Raw genomic sequence first — 21,398 nt, 5'->3', positions numbered from 1 at the left:
CAAGGACGTTCGATATTCGCTCGGTGCCGGCCGCCCGGCCGGATTTCTCAGAACAATGATTGAGGAGACTCCATGAATCCGATGAATCGGCTCGCCCGGTTTTCGCTCTGGATCGTGCTCGCGTTAGCGGGCGCATACTCGTTCGGTACCATCGCCCTCGCACACGGCGAACGTGTCAGCGCTTTATGGATCGTCATCGCCGCGGTCTGCGTCTATCTAATCGCCTATCGCTTTTATAGCCGCTTCGTAGCAGATCGCGTGCTGCAGCTCGATCCGAAGCGAATGACGCCCGCCATGCGGCATAACGACGGGCTCGACTACGTGCCGACGAATCGGTTCGTGCTGTTCGGCCATCACTTCGCCGCGATCGCGGGCGCGGGCCCGCTCGTCGGCCCGGTCCTGGCCGCGCAAATGGGCTATATGCCCGGCATGTTGTGGATTCTCGCGGGTGTCGTCTTTGCCGGCGCCGTACAGGACTTCGTCGTCTTGTTCCTCTCCACGCGTCGCGACGGCCGTTCGCTCGGCGATCTCGTGAAGATGGAATTGGGCCCCGTGCCTGGGGTGATTGCGCTGTTCGGCGCGTTTCTGATCATGGTCATCATCTTGGCCGTGCTCGCGCTGATCGTCGTCAAAGCGCTGACGAATTCGCCTTGGGGCACCTTCACCGTCGCGGCCACGATCCCCATCGCGCTGTTCATGGGCATTTACACGCGCTTCATCCGCCCGGGCCGAATCGGCGAAGTCTCGATCATCGGCTTCGTGTTGCTGATGGCATCGATCGCGGTGGGTCAATACGTGCACGACACGCCCGCATTGGCCGCATGCTTCACGTTCAGCGGCGTGCAGTTGACCTGGATCTTGGTCGGCTACGGCTTCGTCGCCTCCGTGCTGCCGGTGTGGCTGCTGCTCGCGCCGCGCGATTACTTGTCCACGTTCTTGAAGGTCGGCACGATCGTCGGCCTCGCGCTCGGTATCTTGATCGTCGCCCCCGAATTGAAGATGCCCGCGCTGACGAAGTTCGTGGACGGCACCGGTCCGGTGTGGGCGGGCAACTTGTTCCCGTTCTTGTTCATCACGATCGCCTGCGGCTCGGTTTCGGGTTTCCATGCGTTGATCGCCTCGGGCACGACGCCAAAGCTGCTCGCCAACGAAGCCGATGCGCGTTTCATCGGTTATGGGGCGATGCTGATGGAGTCGTTCGTCGCGATCATGGCACTCGTGGCCGCGTCGGTCATCGAGCCCGGCGTGTACTTCGCGATGAATGCGCCGGCCGCACTGCTCGGCACCACGCCCGACGCCGTCGCCCATACGATCTCCCAATGGGGCTTCGTCCTCACGCCCGATATGCTGACCGAAACGGCGCGGGCCGTCGGAGAAAGCACGATCGTCGGACGTGCGGGCGGCGCGCCGACACTGGCCGTCGGGATGGCGCAGATTCTGCATCGCGTGATCGGCGGGCCTGCCATGATGGCCTTCTGGTATCACTTCGCGATCCTGTTCGAAGCGTTGTTCATTCTCACCGCGGTGGATGCCGGCACCCGCGCGGGACGTTTCATGCTGCAAGACTTGCTCGGTACGTTCCATCCCGCGCTCAAGCGTACGGAATCGCTGGCCGCCAACCTCGTCGCAACGGCGCTATGCGTGGCGGCGTGGGGCTACTTCCTCTACCAGGGCGTCGTGGACCCGCTCGGCGGCGTCAATACGTTGTGGCCGCTGTTCGGGGTGTCGAACCAGATGCTCGCCGCGATCGCGCTCGTGCTCGCCACCGTCGTGCTGTTCAAGATGAAGCGCGAACGCTACGCGTGGGTCACCATTGCCCCGACGCTCTGGCTGCTGATCTGCACGTTGACGGCAGGCTGGCAGAAGATCTTCTCGGCGAACCCGAAAGTCGGTTTCCTCGCGCATGCGGCGAAGCTCGGCGAGGCGGCCGATGCGGGCAAGGTGTTGGCTCCGGCGAAGTCGATCGCGCAGATGCATCGCGTCATGTTCAACGATTACGTCGATGCGGTCTTGACGGGGTTGTTCGTCGCGGTCGTGGTGAGCATGGTCGTCTATGGCATCGCGGCGATCGTGCGCGCGCGCGCCGCGGCGAAGCCCAGTTCGTCCGAGACGCCGTTCGAGTCGGTGCCGGCGGCAAGCGCTGGCGCGGTCGCGCGCTGAAGCGGGGCGCCCGGATGTTCTCCAATCTGAGCGAGATACGAAGCGCGGGCCGCTATCTCGGGCAAGCGCTGAGACTGATGGTGGGCTTGCCCGATTACGACGCCTACGTCGCGCATGTGCGCGAGACGCATCCGGACCAAGCCCCCATGAGTTACGAAGCGTTTTTCAGGGAAAGGCAAAACGCGCGCTACGGCTCGGGCGCGGGCAAGTGTTGTTGAGCCACCGAGTCGTTTGTGGCGATTGCAACCAAGCATCAAAGCAAAACGGCGCGGCCCCGAAAAGGGCCGCGCCGTTTTTAACGGGCGCTGCGAAAACCGCTTCGCGTTTTAGTGCGCCGCAGCGGTGCGCGAGTTCTTCGAATTGGCCGCGACCTTGATTTCCTCGAGCTTGATTTCGACGTGGCGCGAGAAGACGTATTCGGCCGGACGTTGCTTATCGAGCGGGATATCCTTGGCGAACGCGCCTTCGAGCTTCGGGCCGCGCATGCTGACGCCGAGCGCCTTCAGCGGATGCGCAACCGTATCCATGACGGCCGTTGCCTCGAAGCCGCTGTGGACCATGCAGTCGGCGCACTTCTCGTAGTTGCCGGTGCCGTACTGGTCCCAGTCGGTTTCTTCCATCAGTTCCTTGAAGGTCTTCGCGTAGCCTTCGCCGACGAGGTAGCACGGACGCTGCCAGCCGAACACGGTACGCGCCGGGTTGCCCCACGGCGTGCAGTGATACGTTTGGTTGCCCGCGAGGAAGTCGAGGAACATCGCCGATTGACTGAACGACCAGTTCTTGCCGCCATTGCCGCGCTTGAAGATTTCGCGGAAGAGTTGCTTGGTCTTGTCGCGATTCAAGAAGTGCTGCTGATCGGGCGCGCGCTCGTAGGCGTAGCCGGGCGAAACCGTGATGCCGTCCACGCCCATCGGGCCGAGCGTATCGAAGAATGCCGCGACGCGCTCCGGCTGGGCGTCGTTGAACAGCGTGCAATTGATGTTGACGCGAAAGCCCCGGCGCTTCGCTTCGCGAATCGCGGCCACGGCCTTCTCGTACACGCCTTCCTGCGACACCGAGTGATCGTGCATCGCTTGGTCGCCGTCGAGGTGGACCGACCAGACGAAGTACGGGCTCGGCTCGTAATCGTCCATCTTCTTTTCCATCAGCAGCGCGTTCGTGCACAGGTAGACGAACTTCTTGCGCGCGATGATGCCCTTCACGATCGTGGGCATTTCCTTGTGCAGCAGCGGCTCGCCGCCGGCGATCGAAACGACGGGTGCGCCGCACTCGTCCACGGCGCCCAGGCATTCCTCGACCGACAGCCGCTGGTTGAGAATGGGATCCGGATAATCGATCTTGCCGCAGCCATTGCAGGCGAGGTTGCAGCGGAACAGCGGCTCGAGCATCAGCGCGAGCGGATAGCGTTTGTTACCGCTGAAATGCTGGCGCGCAATGTAGGCACCAACGCGAACTTTCTGCAGAAGCGGGATCGACACAGCAACCTCCTTAAACTTGGCGTGCGGCGACGGGCTCGGTGAGCTTCGCCGGCAGCTTGAATTCGACTTTTTCTTCACGGCCGGCCATCGTCGTCACTTCGACGGGGCCCAGCGCGCGCAGCGCGTCAATGACGTGCTCGACCATTTCCTCGGGGGCCGATGCGCCGGCCGTGATACCGACCGCATCGGCGCCGGCGAACCATTCCGGCTTGATTTCCGAGCCATCCGCCACGAGGTAGCTCGGTACGCCCGTTTCCGCGCCGATTTCGCGCAGGCGGTTCGAGTTCGAGCTGTTCGTCGCGCCGACGACCAACAACACGTCCACTTGCTCGCTCAATTCGCGCACCGCGGCCTGCCGGTTTTGCGTCGCATAGCAAATGTCGCGCGTATCGGGCCCGACGATATTGCTGAAGCGGCGCATCAGCGCTTCGATGATGCCGCGCGTATCGTCCACCGACAGCGTGGTTTGCGTGACGTACGCGAGCGGCGTATCGAGCGGCAAATCGAGCGTGGCCACTTCGGCCTCGCTCTGAACGAGCAGCACCTTGCCCGGAATCTGACCGATCGTGCCTTCCACCTCGGGGTGCCCGGCATGGCCGATCAAGATCAACGTGCGGCCGGCCGCGACGTATTGGCGGCCCTGCACGTGCACTTTCGTGACGAGCGGGCACGTGGCGTCGAGCACATCGAGGCCGCGCGCGTCCGCGTCGCGTTCGACGCTTTGCGCCACGCCGTGAGCGCTGAAAATTGCAACCGCGCCGTGCGGAACCTCATCGAGCTCCTCGACGAAACGCGCGCCCTTGCTGCGCAGGTTTTCGACGACGTGCCGGTTATGCACGATTTCATGGCGCACGTACACGGGCGCGCCGTGCCGTTGCAGCGCGCGATCGACGATCTCGATCGCGCGAACGACGCCCGCACAAAAGCCGCGGGGTTGAGCAAGGATGACTCGCATGTTATGGCGAACTCCGACCGAATCGGGGTATCGAACCGCCGGCGATTAGCGGCGTGATCGCCCAGACTCCAACTATTATTAGAAAGCGGGCGTGATAGCCGGCAAACCAACCCAAACGCGCATTCTAACGCTATCGGGCCGCGCGCGCTCCCAAGCGGGTAGTCGGGCGTTGCAAGAATGTCAGTCGGTCCGCGCGATACGCGTGCCGCCAAGATCCGCGGCGTGCCGGTAAACTAGCGCACTTCACAGGATCGATTACGTCTTTATTACGACCGATCTTTCAAATTCATTTCATTGCTGGCCGGCACCATGCCCTTCGCTCATCGTTCGTACTGTTTTTCGGATTGCACGGCGCTCGAAGCCGCCACGAGCCGGGGGCGCGCATGATCGTCGCGCTCTTCGGTGTGTCGCTGCTCTCGCTCGTGATCTGGTGCGTGCTCCTCTTTGCCCGCGGTGGATTTTGGCGAACGCGCTGCGCGCCCTCGGTACCCAAGGATCGAATCGATGCCATCGCCGCATGGCCCGCGGTGGTTGCCGTGGTGCCGGCGCGCAACGAGGCGGACGTCATCGGCCCGGCCGTGACGTCGCTGCTCGAGCAGGACTATGCGGGCGCGTTCCATGTGATCGTCGTGGACGATCACAGCACCGACGGCACCGCCGATTGCGCCCGCGCGGCGTCTCTCGCGCTGGGGCGGCCCGAGCGGTTGACGGTGATTCAGGCCGAAGCGCTGCCCTCCGGCTGGTCCGGCAAGGTGTGGGCGCAATCTCAGGGCGTGGCCGCGATCGCCTCACGCGGATTGCCCTCCGACTTTCTGCTGCTGACGGATGCCGACATCGGCCATCCCGCCGACGCGGTCACGCAACTCGTGGCGCGCGCAACGAGCGAGCGCCGCGACCTCGTCTCACTGATGGTGCGCTTGCGTTGCGATTCGATTTGGGAAAAGGCGCTGATTCCGGCTTTCGTCTTCTTTTTCGCGAAGCTATATCCGTTCGCTTGGGTCAACGACCCGCGCAACAAGACGGCGGCAGCGGCGGGCGGTTGCATGCTCGTTAGGCGGGACGCGCTCGAAGAGGCGGGCGGGATGGAGTCGATTCGTGCCGCGTTGATCGACGATTGCTCGCTGGCGGCGCGCATCAAGCATCGCGGGCAAGGCGGTCATCCGATCAGTCTCGACGTCGCCGCGCGCAGCCGTTCGCTGCGCCCGTACGACGGTCCCGGCGAGATCTGGAACATGATCGCGCGCACCGCGTTCACGCAATTGCGCTATTCGCCGTGGCTGTTGATCGGCACGTTGATCGGAATGACGGTGATTTATCTCGCGCCGCCCATCGTCGCGCTCGTGTTGGGTCCGCTCGGCTGGCCGGCATGGCTCGCTTGGGGGGCGATGTGCTGCGCCTATGCGCCGATGCTGCGCTATTACGGCCGCTCGCCGCTTTGGGCGCCGGCCTTGCCGCTCGTCGCGCTGTTTTACGTCGGCGCGACGCTCGCATCCGCGGTGCGTTACTGGCGCGGCAAAGGCGGCCAATGGAAGGCGCGCGTGCAAGCGCCCGCGCAAGGGGGCTGAGCCCGGCGCGTCAGCGCTGGGTCAACATCATATAAAGCTGAACGGCGGCTTCGGGCGAGAACGTGAACGGCACCCAGCCGTGGCCCGTATGCCGCGCAATCAGCAAACGATCGCCGTTGGGCTGCTTTTGCATGCCGATGACGGGATTCTTCGTCGAGGCGAAACGCCAGCCGCTCGGCACTTGCATGGGCGGCTCCGGTGTCATCGAGGCGCGTGCGTTGGCCAGTTCCTCGATCAGTTGTCCGATCTGCTCCGGGTGCAGCGTCACGGATTGCGTGCCGACGGAGAGGGTGACTTCGTTGTGCGACGGACGCGCCACGCGCAGCGTGGGCTTCGCCTCGCTCGCTTGCACTGTATCCACGGCGGCCTCGCTGGCCGCGCGCGCCGCTTCCTGCGCCTCGGCGCGCTCGGCCCCGGCGCGCTCGACGGCGGCCTGCGCGAGCCGGACGAGTTCGCTGAGCCGATCGACTTGCGCGTCGATCGCACCGATCTGTTCTTCCAGGTTCATGCCCGACTATCTCTACCAAAGAGACGCGATTCTACCGGCTGCGCGCCGCCCGCATCCGGGCGCGGTGCCGGCGAGTTGTAACAAAATGCACGCGACGCGTGTCAGCCCTTCAGGTAACCGGCTTCGCGGAACCAGTGCAGCGCATCGCGCAGGCCTTCCAGATAGGGCCTTGCCCGGTAGCCGATTTCGCGCTCGGCTTTGGCCGACGTGAAATACATCTTGTTCTTCGACATTTTCAGTCCGTCGACGGTGACGAACGGCTCGCGCTTCGTGAGCTTGGCCACGCATTCGGCGCCCACGGCGAGCGGATAAAGCGGCCAGCGCGGCAAACTAATGGTCGGCGGCTTGCGGCCCGTTTCGTGGGCGATATCCGCGAGCATGCGCTGCAAGGGCAAGTTCTCGCCGCCCAAAATGTAGCGCTGGCCGATCTGGCCGCGCTCGAGCGCGAGCAGGTGGCCTTGTGCGACGTCGTCGACGTGCACGAGGTTCAAGCCCGTATCGACGAACGCGGGAATCTTGCCGAGCGCGGCCTCGACGATGATGCGCCCGGTGGGCGTGGGGCGTACGTCGCGCGGTCCGATCGGCGTGGACGGATTGACGATGACGGCAGGCAGTCCATCTTGCTCGATCATGCGTTCGACGGCGCGCTCGGCCAGCACCTTGCTGCGCTTGTAGACGCCGATGGCCTGCTCGGCGGTCAGCGGCACGGTTTCGTCGGCGACGCGGCCTTCGCTCGTGACCTTCAGCGTGGCGACGCTGCTCGTGTACACGATGCGCTCGACGCCTTCGGCGAGGGCGGCTCGCATCGTCGCTTCCGTGCCTTCCAAGTTGGCCCGCTCGATCGCCGAGGGATCCGGTGCCCAGAGACGGTAATCGGCAGCCACGTGAAAGAGATACCGCACGCCGCGCAGGGCGGCGCGCATCGACGGCTCGTCGCGCATATCGCCGACGACGATTTCGGCGTCGAGCGATTCGACGTTCGTGCGCGGACTCGTCGCGCGCACGAGCACGCGCACGCGCATGCCGCGCGCAAGCGCCGCGCGGGCGACGGCCGAGCCGACGAAGCCCGATGCGCCCGTGACGAGCACGAGATCGCCTGATGATTCGGTCATGATGTCACGCGGGATGCGTTCGTTACGGAGATGCGGCGAGATTGTACTTGCTTGTCGGCCGCACTTATCCGTAGACGATCGCGCCTTCGTTGAAATCGCGAATGAAGGCGTGCGCATCCGCCGCGGGCATGGGGCGCGCGAAGCGGTAGCCTTGCACGACGCTGCACCCGTGGCGCCGCAAGAACGCGAGTTGCGTTTCGGTCTCGACGCCTTCGGCGACGACCTTGAAACCGAGCGCCCGGCCGAGCGAGAGAATCGCGCGCGTAATGACCTCGTCTTCGCGATGGCGGCCGATGCCCGATACGAACGACATGTCGAGCTTCAGACGCTCCGCGCGGAAATTACGAATGTAGGACAAGCTCGAGTAGCCGGTGCCGAAATCGTCGATGGCGAGATCGATATCCATGGCGCGCAGGGCCCGCAAAACGTCGAGCGCCCCTAACGTCATCAAGGCCCCTTCCGTGATTTCGATTTCGAGCAGGCGCGGCGAGAGTCGAGCGCGGGCCAAGGCTCGTTGCACGACGCGCAGGATATCGCCGCGCGCGAATTGCCGCGGCGAGAGGTTCACCGACATGCGTAGCCCGGGCAACGTGTCCTGCCAAACGCGCGCTTGGAAGCAGGCCTGCTGCATGACCCATTCGCCGATCGGCACGATCAGGCCGTTTTCCTCGGCGATGGGGATGAACGTTGCGGGGCTGACCGGGCCGAGTTCCGTATCGGTCCATCGCAGGAGCGCCTCGACGCCGGTGACGCGGTTCGTCTGCAAGTCGACCTGGGGTTGATAAACGAGGCGGAATTCGCCGTTGGCCAGAGCGGCGCGCATCCGGCGCGACAGCGCCAACCGCTCGTCCGCACGCTTGCCCAAATCCGGGGTAAAGCGCTGCAGCGCGTTGCGCCCGTTGGATTTGGCGCGGTACATCGCGAGATCCGCGCGGCGCAGCAGTGTTTCCGGGTCCGTGCCGTCGGTCGGGTAGCAGGCTACGCCGATACTGGTTTCGACATAGAACTCAGTATCGTCGATCCAGACCGGGCGTGCGAACGCCTGCGACATGCGTGCGAGCACTTCGGTCAGCCGATCTTCATGGCCGCCTTCGCAAAGCACGATGACGAATTCGTCGCCGCCGTAGCGCGCGACCGTATCTGTGCTGGTGACGCACGAAGCCAGTCGCGCGCCGATTTCCTGCAGCAAGCGGTCGCCGACACCGTGTCCGAGGCTGTCGTTGACATCCTTGAAGTGGTCGATGTCCATGAACACGACAGCGACGCGCGTGTCGTCGCGTTTTGCATCGTCGATGGCTTGGATCAGCCGCTCGCCCAGGCGATAGCGGTTCGGCAGTGCCGTCAGCGAATCGAAATTGGCTTGCTTCGCCAGCAAGTCGCGCGACTGGACCAGTTCGGTGACGTCGTTCACGACGCTGATGTGGTGGGTCACCTTGCCGTGGTCGTCGCGCACCGGGGCGATGTAGACCTGGTTCCAAACGAGGGTGCCGTCGCGCCGGTAACTACGCAGCAGCGTGGTGGCCTCGCTTTCCTCCGCAAGCGCGCGGCGGATCGTTTCGATTCCCTCTTGATTCTTGTCGTCGCCGTGCAGGATGCGGAAATCCAATCCTTTGACGTCGTTGACCGAGTAACCGGTGATACGTTCGAACGCCGGATTCGTGTACTCGATCAAGTCGCCGTCTTCGGTGACGCGCGTGATCAATACGGCGTTGACGATGGCGTCCAGCGCGCGGCTGCGCAAGCGCAGCGCGAGGTCCACGCTTTTTCGTTCCGTGATGTCTTCGTAGGTGGCGAGCAGGCCCATTACCTCGCCGTGGGTGTTGCGCAGCGGCACCTTCGTTTTGCGCAGCCATCGCCACGCGCCGCTGGCCGCCGGGGAGAACTCCTCGTAGTTCGCCAGCGGTTCTCCGCTTTGAATCACTTCGCGATCGCGCATGCGTGCGTCGGGCGCGGCCGAACGCCAGGGCAAGTCGTCATCGGTGAGTCCGACGATCTGCGAAGCGTCGCTCATGCCCACGTCCTGCGCGAACGCGCGGTTGCATCCGAGGTAACGCGATTCGACATCCTTCCAGAAGATGCGTTGAGGCACGCTATCGATGACGGCCTCGAGCATTTGCTTCGATTGTTGCAGCGCTTCCTTCGCGTTTTCTTTCTCGGTGACGTCGATGGCGACGACGAAACAGGCCCGTCGATTCGCATAGGTCAGAAAGTGGTACGACGGTTCGACGAACAATCGCGAGCCGTCTTTGCGCACATGCGTGCGCACATCGGACGCGCCGCTCGTCGACCCGCCGGTTTCGCCCAGGACGGTGGCGAGCTCGACGAAGCGCGCGATGAATTCGGCACTATCCTCGGGTGGCCGTAGCGCGGCGATCGACATCCCCTCCAATTCGTCGCGTTCGTATCCGTATTGCCTGACCGCGGCACCGTTGATGGCGGCAATGGTCAGCGTTTCGATGTCGTAGATGAGCATCGGCAGCGGATGCTCTTCGAAGTACTCGCGAAAGCGCGCCTCGCCTTCCTCGGCGGAGATGCGCGCGCGAGCGCGTTCGAGCCCGATGCGGTGATTGGCAAGGAAACCGTAGACGAGGAAGACGAAAGCGGCCGCGGCGGCGGCGGCAAAAGCGATGCGCTCGGACGCGTAACGGCGCGCCACGTCGCTAGCGCGCGCACCGGCCGAGAGCGCCTGCGCGGCGTCGAGGCTGTGCAAGCCGAGCGCGACGCGGTGACGGCTGTCTTCGACCGATAGGAGCGTGTCCCGCGAGAGCAGGACGTATGAGCCCTCGGGCTGCTCCCCGAGCGCCGTTTGCGCGATGCTGCGTTGCCACTCGTGCGTGGCCAGGCGCAGCGCTTCTATGTCGCGCCCGCGCGGCGACGATTCGCCGAACGCTTGGCCCAGCGCATCGAGCGTTCGCTCCGCGCGTTCGATGCGCGCAACCGGCCAGGGCACGGTATGCGAGTCCGGATCGGCGACGAGGCGCAGAAAATCCGCATCGGCATCCGCGTACAGGGCCTCCAATTGCTCGACGTTGTCACGAATATGTAATGCGCGGGTCAGTTGAGCGTCGTCGAGCTGGCGCGCCGCGAAAATCTCACTGGCGCCGAACGCGACGATGCCGACCGCGATCGCGCAAACGACCAAGGTCAGAATAGTGGTGCTGTGCTCGTCCAACCAGTTCTTCAGGAGGCGGTTCCGAGCGAATCGTGCCGCTCGATTCTGTAGCGCCACTGTTAGGTCCCCTCTCGCCAATTGAGCCGTCGCGCATACGCAATCAGAATACTTAACGACAAGGGACCGGATTTTCTTTAGACCGGGATGCAAGAATCCGGCAAAAACGATTTCGGTCAGGCGACTACAATGCGGTGATTGAAGCGATTGCTGTGGAGATTGGCAATGGAAGGTCCGGATTTGGACAAGAAGGTGGAAACGTATTATGTGCGGGTGCGCGGCGTGGTGCAGGGCGTCGGCTTCAGGCATGCGACGCTGCGGCAGGCGCACGCGCTAGGCATTACGGGTTGGGTGGCGAACGTGGCGGACGGCTCGGTCGAGGCGATGCTGCAAGGCCCGGCGAATCAAATCGACCGCATGTTGGAGTGGATGCGGCGCGGGCCGCCGTCCGCCCGTGTAATCGATTGCATCAGCGAAGAGCGCCACGTGGAAAAGCGCTTCGTGCGCTTCGAACAACATTGAGCGCCGCCCACCGTCATTCTGAGAATACCGGCGCGCCGCGCACACGATGAATTCAAAACAAATGGGGCGTGGCATCGCGCTTTCCGTCGGCGCGACGACGTTGTTCGCGTTGTTATCCGTGTATACCCGGATCTTGCATCCGCTCGGCGGGTTGGACATTTTTGCATGGCGCATCGTCTGGACGGTGCCCGGCGCATTGCTGCTCGCTTGGATGCGCGGGCGGGGCGGCGAACTGACGGCACTGGCTTGGGCTTACCTGCGTGACCCGTTCAGAGCGCTCATGCTGCTCGCCGCGAGCGCGTTGCTCGGTACGCAGCTTTGGCTATTCATGTGGGCGCCGTTGCACGGCCGTCTGCTCGAAGTGTCGCTCGGGTATTTCTTGCTTCCGCTCACGATGGTGCTCGTCGGGCGTGTCTACTATCGCGAGCAGCTCGTCCCGTTGCAATGGCTGGCCGTGGGATTCGCCACGCTCGGCGTTGCGCACGAGCTTTGGGTGACGCATGCGTTTTCGTGGCCGACGCTCGTCGTCGCCTTGGGCTATCCGCCGTACTTCGTGTTGCGCCGTAAGCTCGGCGGCGATTCGCTTGCGACCTTCGCGCTCGAGATGCTGCTGATGCTGCCTATCGCCGGGGCGGTCATCGCGCTAAGCCCCAGTGCTCAGGCCGCATTCGATCGGCCGCTCTTGTGGGCGGTGTTGTTGCCCGGTCTTGGTGCGCTGAGCACCGTCGCGCTCGCGAGCTATCTGGCGGCAAGCCGTTTATTGCCGATGGCGTTGTTCGGCATTCTCGGCTATGTCGAGCCGGTACTGCTCGTGCTGTTCTCGGTCACGTTGCTCGGCGAGACCTTATCCGTGCGCCAGATCGGTACGTACGCACCGATCTGGATGGCCGTGGCGATCACGGCCGTGCACAGCGTGCTGCTCTTGCGGGAGCAGCGACGCGATTAGACCCGCCCAGCGTCAGAACTTGTAGGTCGCACCGATCTGAGCGAAACGCCCGTAGTACATGTAGAGCGATTGGTCGTAGCCCGTCGATTGAATCCCCGTCACGTTTTGCCAGAACGGATCGAACGGAGGGGCGCGATCGAAGATGTTGTCCACGCCGGCATAGAGCGTCCAGTGCTTGAAGCCCGTATAGGTCATGAAGAAATTGAAGACGCTATACGACGCGACGCCTTCGGGTTGCCCCGGGAATGTGCCGGGAGGCAAGACGTTCGGCGAGATCTTGTACGGACCGGTGTAGACCCACGAGAGCGACGCGTCCCACTTGTGATAATTCCACGACAACTGAGTATTGCCCTTCCAGCGCGGGAAGCTCGCGCCGAACGGTTGCAGCATGGCGCCGTCGTTGCCCGCGAAGTCCTGCGTACCGAGGCCCGTGACCGGCATCTTGAAGTGATGGACCCATGCCCAATCGCCCGAGAGCGTGAAGGTGCCGATCGAAGTCGGCAGGGCTTGGCGGAACGTGCTTTCGAACCCGTCCGTATCGAGGAAGCCGAGGTTCTGGTACGGGAGGTTGACGTATGAAATCGCACCGTTCGGGGCCCGTACGACCTGCGAAATGGTCAAGCTGTTTTACGAGAAGACTTGGTGCGTATTGCGTTTGCGGAATGGCGAGTTTGATTCGTAGTCCTAATCGATGAAAAGCCATTTCGTCGTCGATCGGATACACGGGCGCAATTGTTTGATCTGGCCTGTTTCCCTCGATCGGAAACGCGATCAGACCGGCTGATGCCGGTTTTGCTGGCTTTCTCGAAGAGAGTGGGCTCTGCGATCGACGGCGTCGCGCAGCGTGCTGCGCCAGCCGAATCCGAAGAAGAGTTCGGCGAGGACGAACAGCGGGCCGATGACTAGGCCGATAAGGTCATCGGCGAAAGCGGGTTTACGATGCTCGTAGGCGACATGTCCCACGAATTGGAAGATCCATCCGACGATGAAAAGCGCGGCGCCGCTGGCCGCCCAGATCGTCGCCGGTTCGCGAGCAAGCCAGGCGCCGAGCGTGAGGCACGCTGCCGAAAACACGGCCATGACGACACCGAGCACGACATCGAGCGCGATGTAATAGACGGTAGCGCAGGCGAACAGCACGAGTCCGGGAGAAACGGCGATCGGCAACGAAGCGAAGTGCCACTGCGGCCGGCTCAGTAAAATCGCCAGCGCGAGCACGATCATGGGAATGCCGGCGAAATGCGTGGCGATGTTGCGCCGGTCGCGGTGGTAGGACGCGTATTGTGCGAGTTGGTCGGTAAGGTTTTTCATCGAGGCCGTCCACGAGATCTGCCGCTACGAATCTTCGAACCATCGCACGGGCGTGCACTTTCTTCAAGCGATTGAATGTGTCATTCGCATAAAAGTGGGTGGGCGGGTCAATTTCTCGAGGCTTGGAACGTACGGGACTGCGCCAGGCGTTCCAGATTCAAGCTCGTGCAAATCGCGCGCTCGGTGCTTGACCAGGCATTGCCCGACTCCCAAGAGAGGCTACCCTCGGTTGGCCTGAGGACCGTGCAGCCCAATTCTGTCAGGGTATCCAGATGCCGAACATAGAGCCTGTGATCCAAGTCGGGATGCAAAAACGGCGTCACGATCACGTTCTGCTTTTTAAAGAACGCGAACGTTCGCGTCACTGGGCACGTGATGGAGCCGATCGCGCACTCGGCTAAGATGCGTGGCGTGGCGGGGTAAATGACAAGAAGGTCTGCGGTCGCCACCGAGAGGTGCATGGGCAGACGATTAACGTCATCGAACAAGACGTTTTCGGTGTACGGCTCGCCGCGCGTGGCGCCGCGAATGGCCGTGGTCGTGACGAATTGCTGCGCCCCTGGCGACAGTGCGACCCTAATTGACAGGTTCTCATACTGTGCTCGCATGCGCAGTAGATAAAAAGGCAGCAACGAGGTCTCGATGCCCCCGCCGGCCGCGAAGATTAAGCTAGGCATATCTCGATCGGGATGACCCGCCCCTGTTAAAACATTTAGCCGAAGTTCCCGGCGGACTGTGCATTAGACGGTATCGGCGTAAAGATCGGGTACTACGCCATGCGTATCCGCGGGTAACGCGGTTCTAATCCAGCGCTGATTGGAGAAGACCAATCTGTCGTCGAACCATATCGAGGCGCTGGCCAGGATGAAATCGATGTGCAGCGGGCAAGTCCAGGTGATATACGGATTCTTCTGAATGGGCGAGCCCACGCCGATATGAAATCCCGCTAGGCGTTCATTGATGTGCGAGCGGAAGTCGACGAGTTGGCCGATACCCTCGTTTGTGCCGAACCCGATCTCGCCGATTCGGTTGCCGTTTTCCATCGAGAAAAGCGTTTCGCATATCGCCATGACAGTCGCATTCGACGATTCGATCCCCGTTACCCGACCGTTGCCGATATGCAGACGCACCTGCGGGCCGTGTAAGCAGGGATCGGCGTCGAACGCGAAATTCGTGTTGATCGCGCCGTCGACCACCAGCGTCCCGTCGATCGCTTCGGAATACGAATTGACTTCGCCCGGAGGCAAGACGCCGGGATAGGTGCCGTCGAACCAGCCATAGCTGCTCGTCCAATCGGCTTGCGCATCCGGGCGAATGCTGAGATCCGTGCCGTTGCGGCTGCGGATCTTGATGATCTTGGCCGATCGGGCTGCTTCGATGATCTTGAGATTCAACTCGGCCATGTGGCTCTGCTGCATGTTGAAGCACAGAGCGAAGACTTCGGGCGATAAATCGAACAATCGATAGCAAGGCGTCTCGAGCCCATCCTTCAACGCTTCTTTCAGCTCGTTCCGATGCTTGCTTTTATTGATGCCCGCATAGAGCAGCGCGTCGAATGCGGGAAGCTCGGCGCCGTCGAACGGCGCGTTGTCGGCGAGTACCTCCACCGTAAGCGCGATCCCAAGCTCCAATGCAACCTGACGCAATTGTGGCGGGATGCGGCTTTCGCCGCCTTCTTTCGACGTCACACGGACCAGTAATCTGTTGCCGGCGCTCAAGCGCAGGTAGCTCGTCAGCAGCGTGCAGACACCGGCGGCAACCGGGTCCAGGGAAATTCGAGAGTCCATGGATCGCACTTCCATAGGGTTTGGCGTACGAGGGGCGGGAACGGCAAATGACGATGCCGTTCCCTGAGCGTGTTCAATGGAACGTGGCAATCTCGGTTCCAGTGATCGTCAAACGTTCCCGCTAGCGGAGTGCCCAGTCAGCGGACGTCGCTCAGCAACCGAAGTTGCATATCCAATCGAGATCGCCCGTATCGACAGCATCCAGCATGCGACGCTCTATGGCGCGGATTTTCGCCTCTTCGTCCGCTGATAGGTTATTGACGATTTCCTGGCTCAAGAGCGAGCCGGTGACCGCGGGTTGAGACGCCATTACGTTTTGCAGTCCGAGACTATCCATGCTGATTCTCCAGTTGCGGATTGAAAATCCTGGCCCCTGGCAAAGGTGCCGGGAATAAAGAAACAACGGATGTTGCGAGACAACTTCAGGCACAGCGTTACTGCCACTACGGCTACAGCTACTACGATCGGACCTTCGCGGAGTTGGCGTTGCAGTGAATGTGGGGCCGCAACAAAACGCGCGGCCTACACCACTTCGATCGGTATGGTCCGATGCTTCGACGCCACGCGCGCTTTCGAAATCGCTCCAGCCGGACAAGCGAGCGAACTCGGATCCTCGGTCAAGATCCCTTCCATCCACGGCAGCATTTTTTTCGGCTCGAGGCGAAGCGTTCCGTCAGGCATCAATTCCCCCACATCGTTTGCGGAATCGTTGAGCATCACGGTGCATTTTTGAAGTTTCCCGGTGGCACGGATTGCGACCGAGTTGGGGCGCGATGCATAGCAAACCTTGATCTGATCCGGTTCGGCTACGTCGAGATCGAGGCCCGAGGCGAGCGCTCGCATCTGCTCGAGCACCGCGGGTGCCTCGCTGCGCGAAAGCACTGCCGTATCGGCCGCCGGGGCGTCGGCCAACTGGTTCACGATCTTGAAGAGCACGACAAAGCGCTTGTCCGATCGAAACGATGCCTCGGCCAGCTTCGATAAAAGTAGCTCGATAGACGCTAGATTCGTGCGCGTGAGGTGAAGCCGGAGCGTGACTTTGAACTGCAAATCCGTACTGCGCAGATCCAGCAGATTGCGCCAAATTCTTGCGAACGTACCGCCCCCGGAAATGAGTTTGCGTGTATTGTCGTGATCCTCGCCGAATCCATCGAGCGACACTTGGAAGTGGTCGTGCCCGAGCGCGACGAAATCGGCCATTATCTTGGGTGTCAAGAAGTAGCCATTGGTCGTCACGATGCCTTTCAGCTTCGTTCCGCTTTGCGATGCGCACGCGGCCGCATGACGCGCCACGTCGAGCATGATGTCGCGCGCGACCATGGGCTCGCCGCCAAACCACGCCAACGTCAACAGCTTCACATTCCGGGCTTGCTGGCTTATCAGCCGCTTCACGGCCAGTTGCACGTCCTCGGTCATGCGGCCGATCGAGAAGTCCTCGTAGCAGTAGGTGCAGCGAAAATTGCACTGCTCGGTCGGGTACAAGATGAGATCGAGCGCATCCGCGCTGATTAGGTCGGTCACCATCGTCTTGATACTTGTCATGCCCGTCTCCTGCCGGCACAAGGCCGACGATCGGTTGTCATTTCTCGACGTCCTGCCCAAAGAGGAACGGAAACAAGCGACCGTACGCTCCCGGTATTTCGTGGTCTTCCAATTTCAGCAGCGGCGCGATGATTCGCCCTAGTCCGCCGGCCAGCATGACGATGGCTAGCAGTGCTCCGGCTGCGAAACAAACCACGGCGAAGCCGACATGCCCCGTTAGGTAGCCCGCGAACCACGCAGCGGAAAGAAGCACGAATCGATGGACGATCGCAGTGAACTGGACGAATTCGGCTTGATGGGTTTTGGGAACCGTCAAATAGATCAGCGGGTTCACGATGCTATCGAGTGCCACCGCGGCCGAGCCCATCACGGCCGCCAGCGCGCCGGCGGCAAACGTCAGTTCAAAGGTCGTGAGTCGAGCGCCGAACAGCTGGGAGAAAGCCATTACGCAAACGGCGATACTAGCGCCCAAAAGAACGATGGGTTTTCGCTTGTCGCCTTTGCAGGCCCTTCGAATGATCAAACCGCCCATCACGAAACCGAAGATCGAAAAGACGTTTTCGAAGGAGGTCATGGCCCATGGAGGGAGCCCGGCTCGCGACGTGAACGCCGGCAAGACGAATGAGAAAAACACCGATAGACAAGCTTGAGCGGAAAAACTGATTGCCAATAACGTCCACATCGGGCGAAGCCGAGCGAGAAGGGCGCCGCCGCGCAAGAGCGTTCCGCCGGATGAGCGGGCTGTTTCCAAATCGCTAATGGCGTTCTTGTCTATTTCCGAATGATTCCAGGGCACGAGGAGCAGTACCGGCGCTGCCGCGGCGCAGAAAGCGAGCGCCATCGCAAAATGGGTGTTCCGCCAAGTCAAAAAGATGCCGGCTAACGAAGGTCCAATGACCGCCGAAATCATCGAGTATCGAATGAGTCGTCTAAGCTCGAGCGCTGCCATCGTGTCGCTGCAGTGACGCGCAATAAAGATTTCGAAAATCGAGCTGCGCCACCCGTTCGAACATCCAAAGAAAATAGCTGCGATGTAGAGATAAATTCGGCCGTAAGCGAGTCCGGTTGCCGAGGACCACGCTAGGCTCAACACCGCGCAGAGAATGAATGTGAGCGAGCAAACGAATAAGGCGGTGCGTTCGTTCATGATTCGAAGGGCACGCGCAATCGTAAACGTTCCGAGCATTTCACCGGCGGTCAGCATGCCGATAAACGAACCGAGCAATACGGAATCGGATCCTTGTCCCACCATGCTCCATGCCGCTATTGCCGGTATGCCTTGATGTAAAGAAGAGAGCGCGAGATTGCCGATCTGCCAACGAAGAATAGAGTGCGTCCCGTTCCGTGCCTTGTTGAAAAGCTCGCCACCTCGAGATGACATCGAAAAGCCTTTGCTCGTGACCATTAGCCCAATCGCGGAAAATATCGTATCGGGCGCACGTCTACGAACCCGATTTTCGGGTTTTGCAGAAGTGCAAATTCGCCGTTCATGTAATCGACTAAAAATGACGATGAGCTTTATCCGGTGGATCGCAAATTTGCGCTTGCCAATGCATATGCGATTCGCATTTTAGAAAAGAGGCTCCGGTGAACGACTGCGTTTGTAATTCAGAAGAAAGAAATTGAGCGATTAAGTCTTATGAATGATTTCACAGCCTAAAAAAATGCCAGTCAAGTGCCGTTTCGATATTAGAGCATATCCTCTATTTACTTTCGGGACAGAATATCCTGTATATATTTGATAACGTAAATCATGTAATCCGGTGGTGCGATACTATGGACTGGTTTGTGCTCCTTGCGCATACATCGATTGCCACAAGGATGAAACCAGTCCGTCGCATCACGGATGCATCCCGGTTGTCGCTCAGTTGAACGGATTATCGACACTGCCGGTGGCGGTGGGCGGCTCCGTGTTGGCGAGTTCGGGTAGATCGCGGTGGCGCTGCAACTGTGCAACGATGCTGTCGAGCGCCTGTTTCAGTGCCAGCGCCGCCGCCAGTCCGCGCTTGTCTTTTGTGATTTCGAGTTTGCCGGACACCGTGACGCACGTCGTGCCGTTGGAGACGGTCAGCGCGTCGCCCGCAATGTTGAGCACCTCGTCGTCGTTCGCATATGCGTTGAATTCAGACACCTTTGAGCCCTCCGATCCGTTGATCTTTCAATGCCTCGGGAATACCGGGAAAGCGTATACCACTCATGGTTTCGAGTTCATGCACCGTCTTGACCTCGTACCGGTCGGTGGCAACGTTATCGACGACGACGGCGAACGCCTTGCCGGCCCCGGGTACATAGACCACCTTGAAAAGCTGGGTAGGCACGAACACGCGCGTTGCGCCGATGGTGCGCAACGTTTGCCCCGAGAACAACGGGCCCGTTATGACATAGGCCTCGCCGTAACGCTTGGCGATCTTGCGTACCGTCGATTCGATCCGCGCCCACAAATGCTCGTTGTTGTCTTTATCTTGCGGCACGACGTTCGCGAGCGTGAACGACTGCGCCATCGCTTCGCCGGTCCAACGGTCGCCAGCCGGGCTCATGTGTCCGCGGTCGTAGCCGCTGCGCTTGTAATCGGCTAAGGTCGCACCCTCGCTCGGCGGCAGAGCCGGTTCTTCGAAGAACTTGTTGGTGCGGGTCTGCCGCTTGGCTTCGGCGAGATGCGCGCGGGTGAGGTATTCGGCCGACCACAGCGGCCCGTGCGTAAGTCCCGAGTGAAGAACCGCGAAGTCCGAATAACAAAGCAGGCGCGTCTTCGGCTCCAATTTTGCGTTGGCGAGCACCGGAAACTGAGCGTTCGGGACGAATTGAGAACAAGCGGGAGCCGCTAGTGCTTGCGCACTGACGGCGATGAGCAAAACAGCGAACAGCTTTTTCATCGGCGCGACGATTGAATTCGTGAGGGGGCGCCGAGTATAGCTGGCAGCCGGGCGCGCCTCGGCCGGGTGACGAGAGTCGCTTACGGTGGCCGACCGTTGGGTCGGTAAATGCTGCGGTGCAATGCGACAGAGCAATCCGTATGCCCTGGGGCCGGCCGGCAGAAAGCCTCATCTGAATGTTTTTAGAAATACAAATGAAAGCTTATAGAAATAATTGAGGTTAACAAAGTTAGATTGAATCCTCTAAAGAAGATCGCTCCGGTTGCGGAATTCATCCTGCTATCGTCTTGATGCGCACTGCGATGGGCAAGCGACTTGAGGTTGCAACGTATTGGTGCAGGTTGCAACGGGTTGCAATACGGGCGAATTCGAGGAGGCTATCAAGACAACACTACTATCCGAAATGCCATATGTCTTAAGCATTTTCGAGTATCCAAATAATCGAGCAAAAGGTTGCACCAGGGGTAACCCGTATCGACGGGCACGCCACTTCTCGCGGTAGCGTATGCGCCGCGCGCCGGACTCGGCACCGTATCGGTGCATTGAACCAAGAATCGGCTTCGGGTTTACCTTGGGTAAATGTAATTTGCTTCTATCAAACAATTTTTGACGGCCGGTTTGTGTCCTGATATGGTTCCGCACACTGAAGATAAGACGAGCGCTGCTCTTGTGCTGGGCAGCAAAATTAGAGCGCTTCGCAAGAGGCTCCAACGCACACTCGATGAAACGGCAACGGCGGCGGGTATATCTAAACCGTTCCTTTCACAAGTCGAGCGAGGGCTGGCCACGCCGTCCATTACGTCGTTGGCGGGCATTGCGAGGGCGCTAGGGGTAACGGTGCAGTACTTCGTCGAAACGCCGACAGAAGGTAAGTCGGTTCGGCGCGCAGACGAATTGCAGTTCTTTAGTTTTGCCGATTCGGCGAACCTTTTCGCACGGCTGACGAACGTGTCGGGCGATAGGCAGCTCGACGCTATTCTCGTTAGGTTGCCGGCGGGCCAGCCGCCGTCGGAAGTGACGACGCATGCAGGAGAAGAGTTTTTGTATGTGCTGCGCGGTGAAATATCGCTGAACCTAGAAGGTACGACCTTCGTATTGCACGCCGGTGACAGTGCGCACTACGAATCGACGGTCCCGCACGCTTGGGCCAATACGGCCGGCGACGAAACCGTGCTGGTTTGGGTCGGAACGCCAAAGTTGTTTTGATTAGCCGTTGTTGATTTTTTCTCGGGTGCCGGTCCTCGCATAACGGTTAGGAATCCTAACTTCTTCCGTGCGGGAACTCGATCGGTAGCCGAACGAGTCTCGCCGCATGATTGCGGCCGGGGCCGCGCGCTTGCACGCCCATGGTCGGTTCGCAAGCGGAATGCGAAAGCTAGAAGTTAGGACTACTAACGGAAGCGCCGGGCCGGCTCGGCCGGGCGTGTGCGTGATTGCGAATTTGAAGCGCAGGGCGGGAACGGGGCAGTC

The 21,398-nt window shown here is 61.1% G+C and carries 20 protein-coding genes; 6 read left to right on the top strand and 14 right to left on the bottom strand.

Going from position 1 to position 21,398, the window contains the following annotated elements:
* Positions 1 to 81: 81 nt before the first annotated feature.
* Both C0Z18_RS28625 and C0Z18_RS28620 read left to right on the top strand, forming a co-directional pair.
* Complete coding sequence (locus C0Z18_RS28625; protein WP_102648832.1) at positions 82 to 2,160, top strand: carbon starvation CstA family protein; 2,079 nt, start codon at positions 82 to 84, stop codon at positions 2,158 to 2,160.
* A 14-nt stretch (positions 2,161 to 2,174) separates the two neighbouring features.
* The gene (locus tag C0Z18_RS28620) at positions 2,175 to 2,378 is read left to right on the top strand and encodes a YbdD/YjiX family protein (protein ID WP_102648813.1); all 204 of its coding nucleotides are present in this window, start codon (positions 2,175 to 2,177) and stop codon (positions 2,376 to 2,378) included.
* A gap of 108 nt (positions 2,379 to 2,486) precedes the next feature.
* Here C0Z18_RS28620 and hpnH read toward each other — a convergent pair whose 3' ends face one another.
* Positions 2,487 to 3,638: an adenosyl-hopene transferase HpnH gene (gene hpnH / locus C0Z18_RS28615; protein WP_102648812.1), complete on the bottom strand. Its 1,152-nt coding sequence runs from the start codon at positions 3,636 to 3,638 to the stop codon at positions 2,487 to 2,489.
* 10 nt (positions 3,639 to 3,648) lie between these two features.
* On the bottom strand, positions 3,649 to 4,593 hold the full coding sequence (gene ispH, locus C0Z18_RS28610) for a 4-hydroxy-3-methylbut-2-enyl diphosphate reductase (protein ID WP_102648811.1): 945 nt from the start codon (positions 4,591 to 4,593) through the stop codon (positions 3,649 to 3,651).
* Between the two features lie 383 nt (positions 4,594 to 4,976).
* On the opposite strand from ispH, the gene C0Z18_RS28605 reads away from it, so the two are divergent.
* Positions 4,977 to 6,158 carry a glycosyltransferase gene (locus C0Z18_RS28605; RefSeq protein ID WP_102648810.1) on the top strand — a complete coding sequence of 394 codons (1,182 nt, stop codon included), beginning with the start codon at positions 4,977 to 4,979 and terminating at the stop codon, positions 6,156 to 6,158.
* 10 nt (positions 6,159 to 6,168) lie between these two features.
* On the opposite strand, the gene C0Z18_RS28600 is transcribed toward C0Z18_RS28605, so the two are convergent.
* The 3 genes from C0Z18_RS28600 to C0Z18_RS28590 form a co-directional block, all read right to left on the bottom strand.
* The gene (locus C0Z18_RS28600) at positions 6,169 to 6,666 is read right to left on the bottom strand and encodes a hypothetical protein (RefSeq protein ID WP_102648809.1); all 498 of its coding nucleotides are present in this window, start codon (positions 6,664 to 6,666) and stop codon (positions 6,169 to 6,171) included.
* Between the two features lie 101 nt (positions 6,667 to 6,767).
* Entirely contained in the window at positions 6,768 to 7,778 is a 1,011-nt protein-coding gene (gene hpnA, locus C0Z18_RS28595; protein ID WP_102648808.1) for a hopanoid-associated sugar epimerase, read from the bottom strand.
* 64 nt (positions 7,779 to 7,842) lie between these two features.
* On the bottom strand, positions 7,843 to 10,950 hold the full coding sequence (locus C0Z18_RS28590; protein WP_158244323.1) for a sensor domain-containing protein: 3,108 nt from the start codon (positions 10,948 to 10,950) through the stop codon (positions 7,843 to 7,845).
* 222 nt (positions 10,951 to 11,172) lie between these two features.
* Here C0Z18_RS28590 and C0Z18_RS28585 point away from each other — a divergent pair, with 222 nt between their 5' ends.
* On the top strand, positions 11,173 to 11,469 hold the full coding sequence (locus C0Z18_RS28585) for an acylphosphatase (RefSeq protein ID WP_102648806.1): 297 nt from the start codon (positions 11,173 to 11,175) through the stop codon (positions 11,467 to 11,469).
* A gap of 46 nt (positions 11,470 to 11,515) precedes the next feature.
* Positions 11,516 to 12,415 carry an EamA family transporter RarD gene (gene rarD / locus C0Z18_RS28580; RefSeq protein ID WP_102648805.1) on the top strand — a complete coding sequence of 300 codons (900 nt, stop codon included), beginning with the start codon at positions 11,516 to 11,518 and terminating at the stop codon, positions 12,413 to 12,415.
* A 12-nt stretch (positions 12,416 to 12,427) separates the two neighbouring features.
* On the opposite strand, the gene C0Z18_RS28575 is transcribed toward rarD, so the two are convergent.
* The 9 genes from C0Z18_RS28575 to C0Z18_RS28535 all read right to left on the bottom strand — a co-directional run bounded on the left by C0Z18_RS28575 (position 12,428) and on the right by C0Z18_RS28535 (position 19,928).
* Positions 12,428 to 13,036 carry a TonB-dependent receptor domain-containing protein gene (locus C0Z18_RS28575; protein ID WP_102648804.1) on the bottom strand — a complete coding sequence of 203 codons (609 nt, stop codon included), beginning with the start codon at positions 13,034 to 13,036 and terminating at the stop codon, positions 12,428 to 12,430.
* Positions 13,037 to 13,186: 150 nt separating this feature from the next.
* Positions 13,187 to 13,726, bottom strand: coding sequence for an Mpo1 family 2-hydroxy fatty acid dioxygenase (locus tag C0Z18_RS28570; RefSeq protein WP_102648803.1), 540 nt, complete (start codon positions 13,724 to 13,726; stop codon positions 13,187 to 13,189).
* 107 nt (positions 13,727 to 13,833) lie between these two features.
* Entirely contained in the window at positions 13,834 to 14,403 is a 570-nt protein-coding gene (locus C0Z18_RS28565) for a flavoprotein (RefSeq protein ID WP_102648802.1), read from the bottom strand.
* Positions 14,404 to 14,466: 63 nt separating this feature from the next.
* Entirely contained in the window at positions 14,467 to 15,513 is a 1,047-nt protein-coding gene (locus C0Z18_RS28560; protein ID WP_146014121.1) for a M29 family metallopeptidase, read from the bottom strand.
* Between the two features lie 151 nt (positions 15,514 to 15,664).
* Entirely contained in the window at positions 15,665 to 15,850 is a 186-nt protein-coding gene (locus C0Z18_RS28555) for a hypothetical protein (RefSeq protein WP_102648800.1), read from the bottom strand.
* A 185-nt stretch (positions 15,851 to 16,035) separates the two neighbouring features.
* Complete coding sequence (locus C0Z18_RS28550) at positions 16,036 to 17,055, bottom strand: radical SAM protein (RefSeq protein ID WP_102648799.1); 1,020 nt, start codon at positions 17,053 to 17,055, stop codon at positions 16,036 to 16,038.
* A 37-nt stretch (positions 17,056 to 17,092) separates the two neighbouring features.
* Positions 17,093 to 18,460 (bottom strand): MFS transporter, encoded by a 1,368-nt coding sequence (locus tag C0Z18_RS28545; RefSeq protein WP_102648798.1) that lies wholly within the window; start codon positions 18,458 to 18,460, stop codon positions 17,093 to 17,095.
* A 459-nt stretch (positions 18,461 to 18,919) separates the two neighbouring features.
* Entirely contained in the window at positions 18,920 to 19,186 is a 267-nt protein-coding gene (locus C0Z18_RS28540) for a hypothetical protein (protein WP_102648797.1), read from the bottom strand.
* Entirely contained in the window at positions 19,179 to 19,928 is a 750-nt protein-coding gene (locus tag C0Z18_RS28535) for a DNA/RNA non-specific endonuclease (protein WP_102648796.1), read from the bottom strand. Before C0Z18_RS28535 ends, C0Z18_RS28540 begins: the two co-directional genes overlap by 8 nt.
* Before the next feature lie 630 nt (positions 19,929 to 20,558).
* On the opposite strand from C0Z18_RS28535, the gene C0Z18_RS28530 reads away from it, so the two are divergent.
* On the top strand, positions 20,559 to 21,134 hold the full coding sequence (locus tag C0Z18_RS28530) for a helix-turn-helix domain-containing protein (RefSeq protein ID WP_102648795.1): 576 nt from the start codon (positions 20,559 to 20,561) through the stop codon (positions 21,132 to 21,134).
* Positions 21,135 to 21,398: the final 264 nt, after the last annotated feature.

Origin of the sequence: Trinickia dabaoshanensis, from assembly GCF_002879885.1 — a bacterium.
In the GTDB taxonomy this organism is placed as follows: Bacteria; Pseudomonadota; Gammaproteobacteria; order Burkholderiales; family Burkholderiaceae; genus Trinickia; species Trinickia dabaoshanensis.
The sequence above is the reverse complement of the archived record's forward strand: the minus strand, read 5'-3'. Positions and strand labels throughout refer to the sequence as shown.

What these genes read in the sequence shown, in the direction of transcription:
- C0Z18_RS28535 (WP_102648796.1), bottom strand. Translation starts at nt 19,928, where the DNA reads ATGAAAAAGCTGTTCGCTGTTTTGCTCATCGCCGTCAGTGCGCAAGCA.
- C0Z18_RS28625 (WP_102648832.1), top strand. Translation starts at nt 82, where the DNA reads ATGAATCGGCTCGCCCGGTTTTCGCTCTGGATCGTGCTCGCGTTAGCG.
- C0Z18_RS28555 (WP_102648800.1), bottom strand. Translation starts at nt 15,850, where the DNA reads ATGGATAGTCTCGGACTGCAAAACGTAATGGCGTCTCAACCCGCGGTC.
- C0Z18_RS28545 (WP_102648798.1), bottom strand. Translation starts at nt 18,460, where the DNA reads ATGGTCACGAGCAAAGGCTTTTCGATGTCATCTCGAGGTGGCGAGCTT.
- C0Z18_RS28565 (WP_102648802.1), bottom strand. Translation starts at nt 14,403, where the DNA reads ATGCCTAGCTTAATCTTCGCGGCCGGCGGGGGCATCGAGACCTCGTTG.
- C0Z18_RS28585 (WP_102648806.1), top strand. Translation starts at nt 11,173, where the DNA reads ATGGAAGGTCCGGATTTGGACAAGAAGGTGGAAACGTATTATGTGCGG.
- C0Z18_RS28600 (WP_102648809.1), bottom strand. Translation starts at nt 6,666, where the DNA reads ATGAACCTGGAAGAACAGATCGGTGCGATCGACGCGCAAGTCGATCGG.
- C0Z18_RS28550 (WP_102648799.1), bottom strand. Translation starts at nt 17,055, where the DNA reads ATGACAAGTATCAAGACGATGGTGACCGACCTAATCAGCGCGGATGCG.
- rarD (WP_102648805.1), top strand. Translation starts at nt 11,516, where the DNA reads ATGAATTCAAAACAAATGGGGCGTGGCATCGCGCTTTCCGTCGGCGCG.
- C0Z18_RS28560 (WP_146014121.1), bottom strand. Translation starts at nt 15,513, where the DNA reads ATGGACTCTCGAATTTCCCTGGACCCGGTTGCCGCCGGTGTCTGCACG.
- C0Z18_RS28620 (WP_102648813.1), top strand. Translation starts at nt 2,175, where the DNA reads ATGTTCTCCAATCTGAGCGAGATACGAAGCGCGGGCCGCTATCTCGGG.
- C0Z18_RS28570 (WP_102648803.1), bottom strand. Translation starts at nt 13,726, where the DNA reads ATGAAAAACCTTACCGACCAACTCGCACAATACGCGTCCTACCACCGC.
- C0Z18_RS28605 (WP_102648810.1), top strand. Translation starts at nt 4,977, where the DNA reads ATGATCGTCGCGCTCTTCGGTGTGTCGCTGCTCTCGCTCGTGATCTGG.
- ispH (WP_102648811.1), bottom strand. Translation starts at nt 4,593, where the DNA reads ATGCGAGTCATCCTTGCTCAACCCCGCGGCTTTTGTGCGGGCGTCGTT.
- hpnA (WP_102648808.1), bottom strand. Translation starts at nt 7,778, where the DNA reads ATGACCGAATCATCAGGCGATCTCGTGCTCGTCACGGGCGCATCGGGC.
- C0Z18_RS28530 (WP_102648795.1), top strand. Translation starts at nt 20,559, where the DNA reads ATGGTTCCGCACACTGAAGATAAGACGAGCGCTGCTCTTGTGCTGGGC.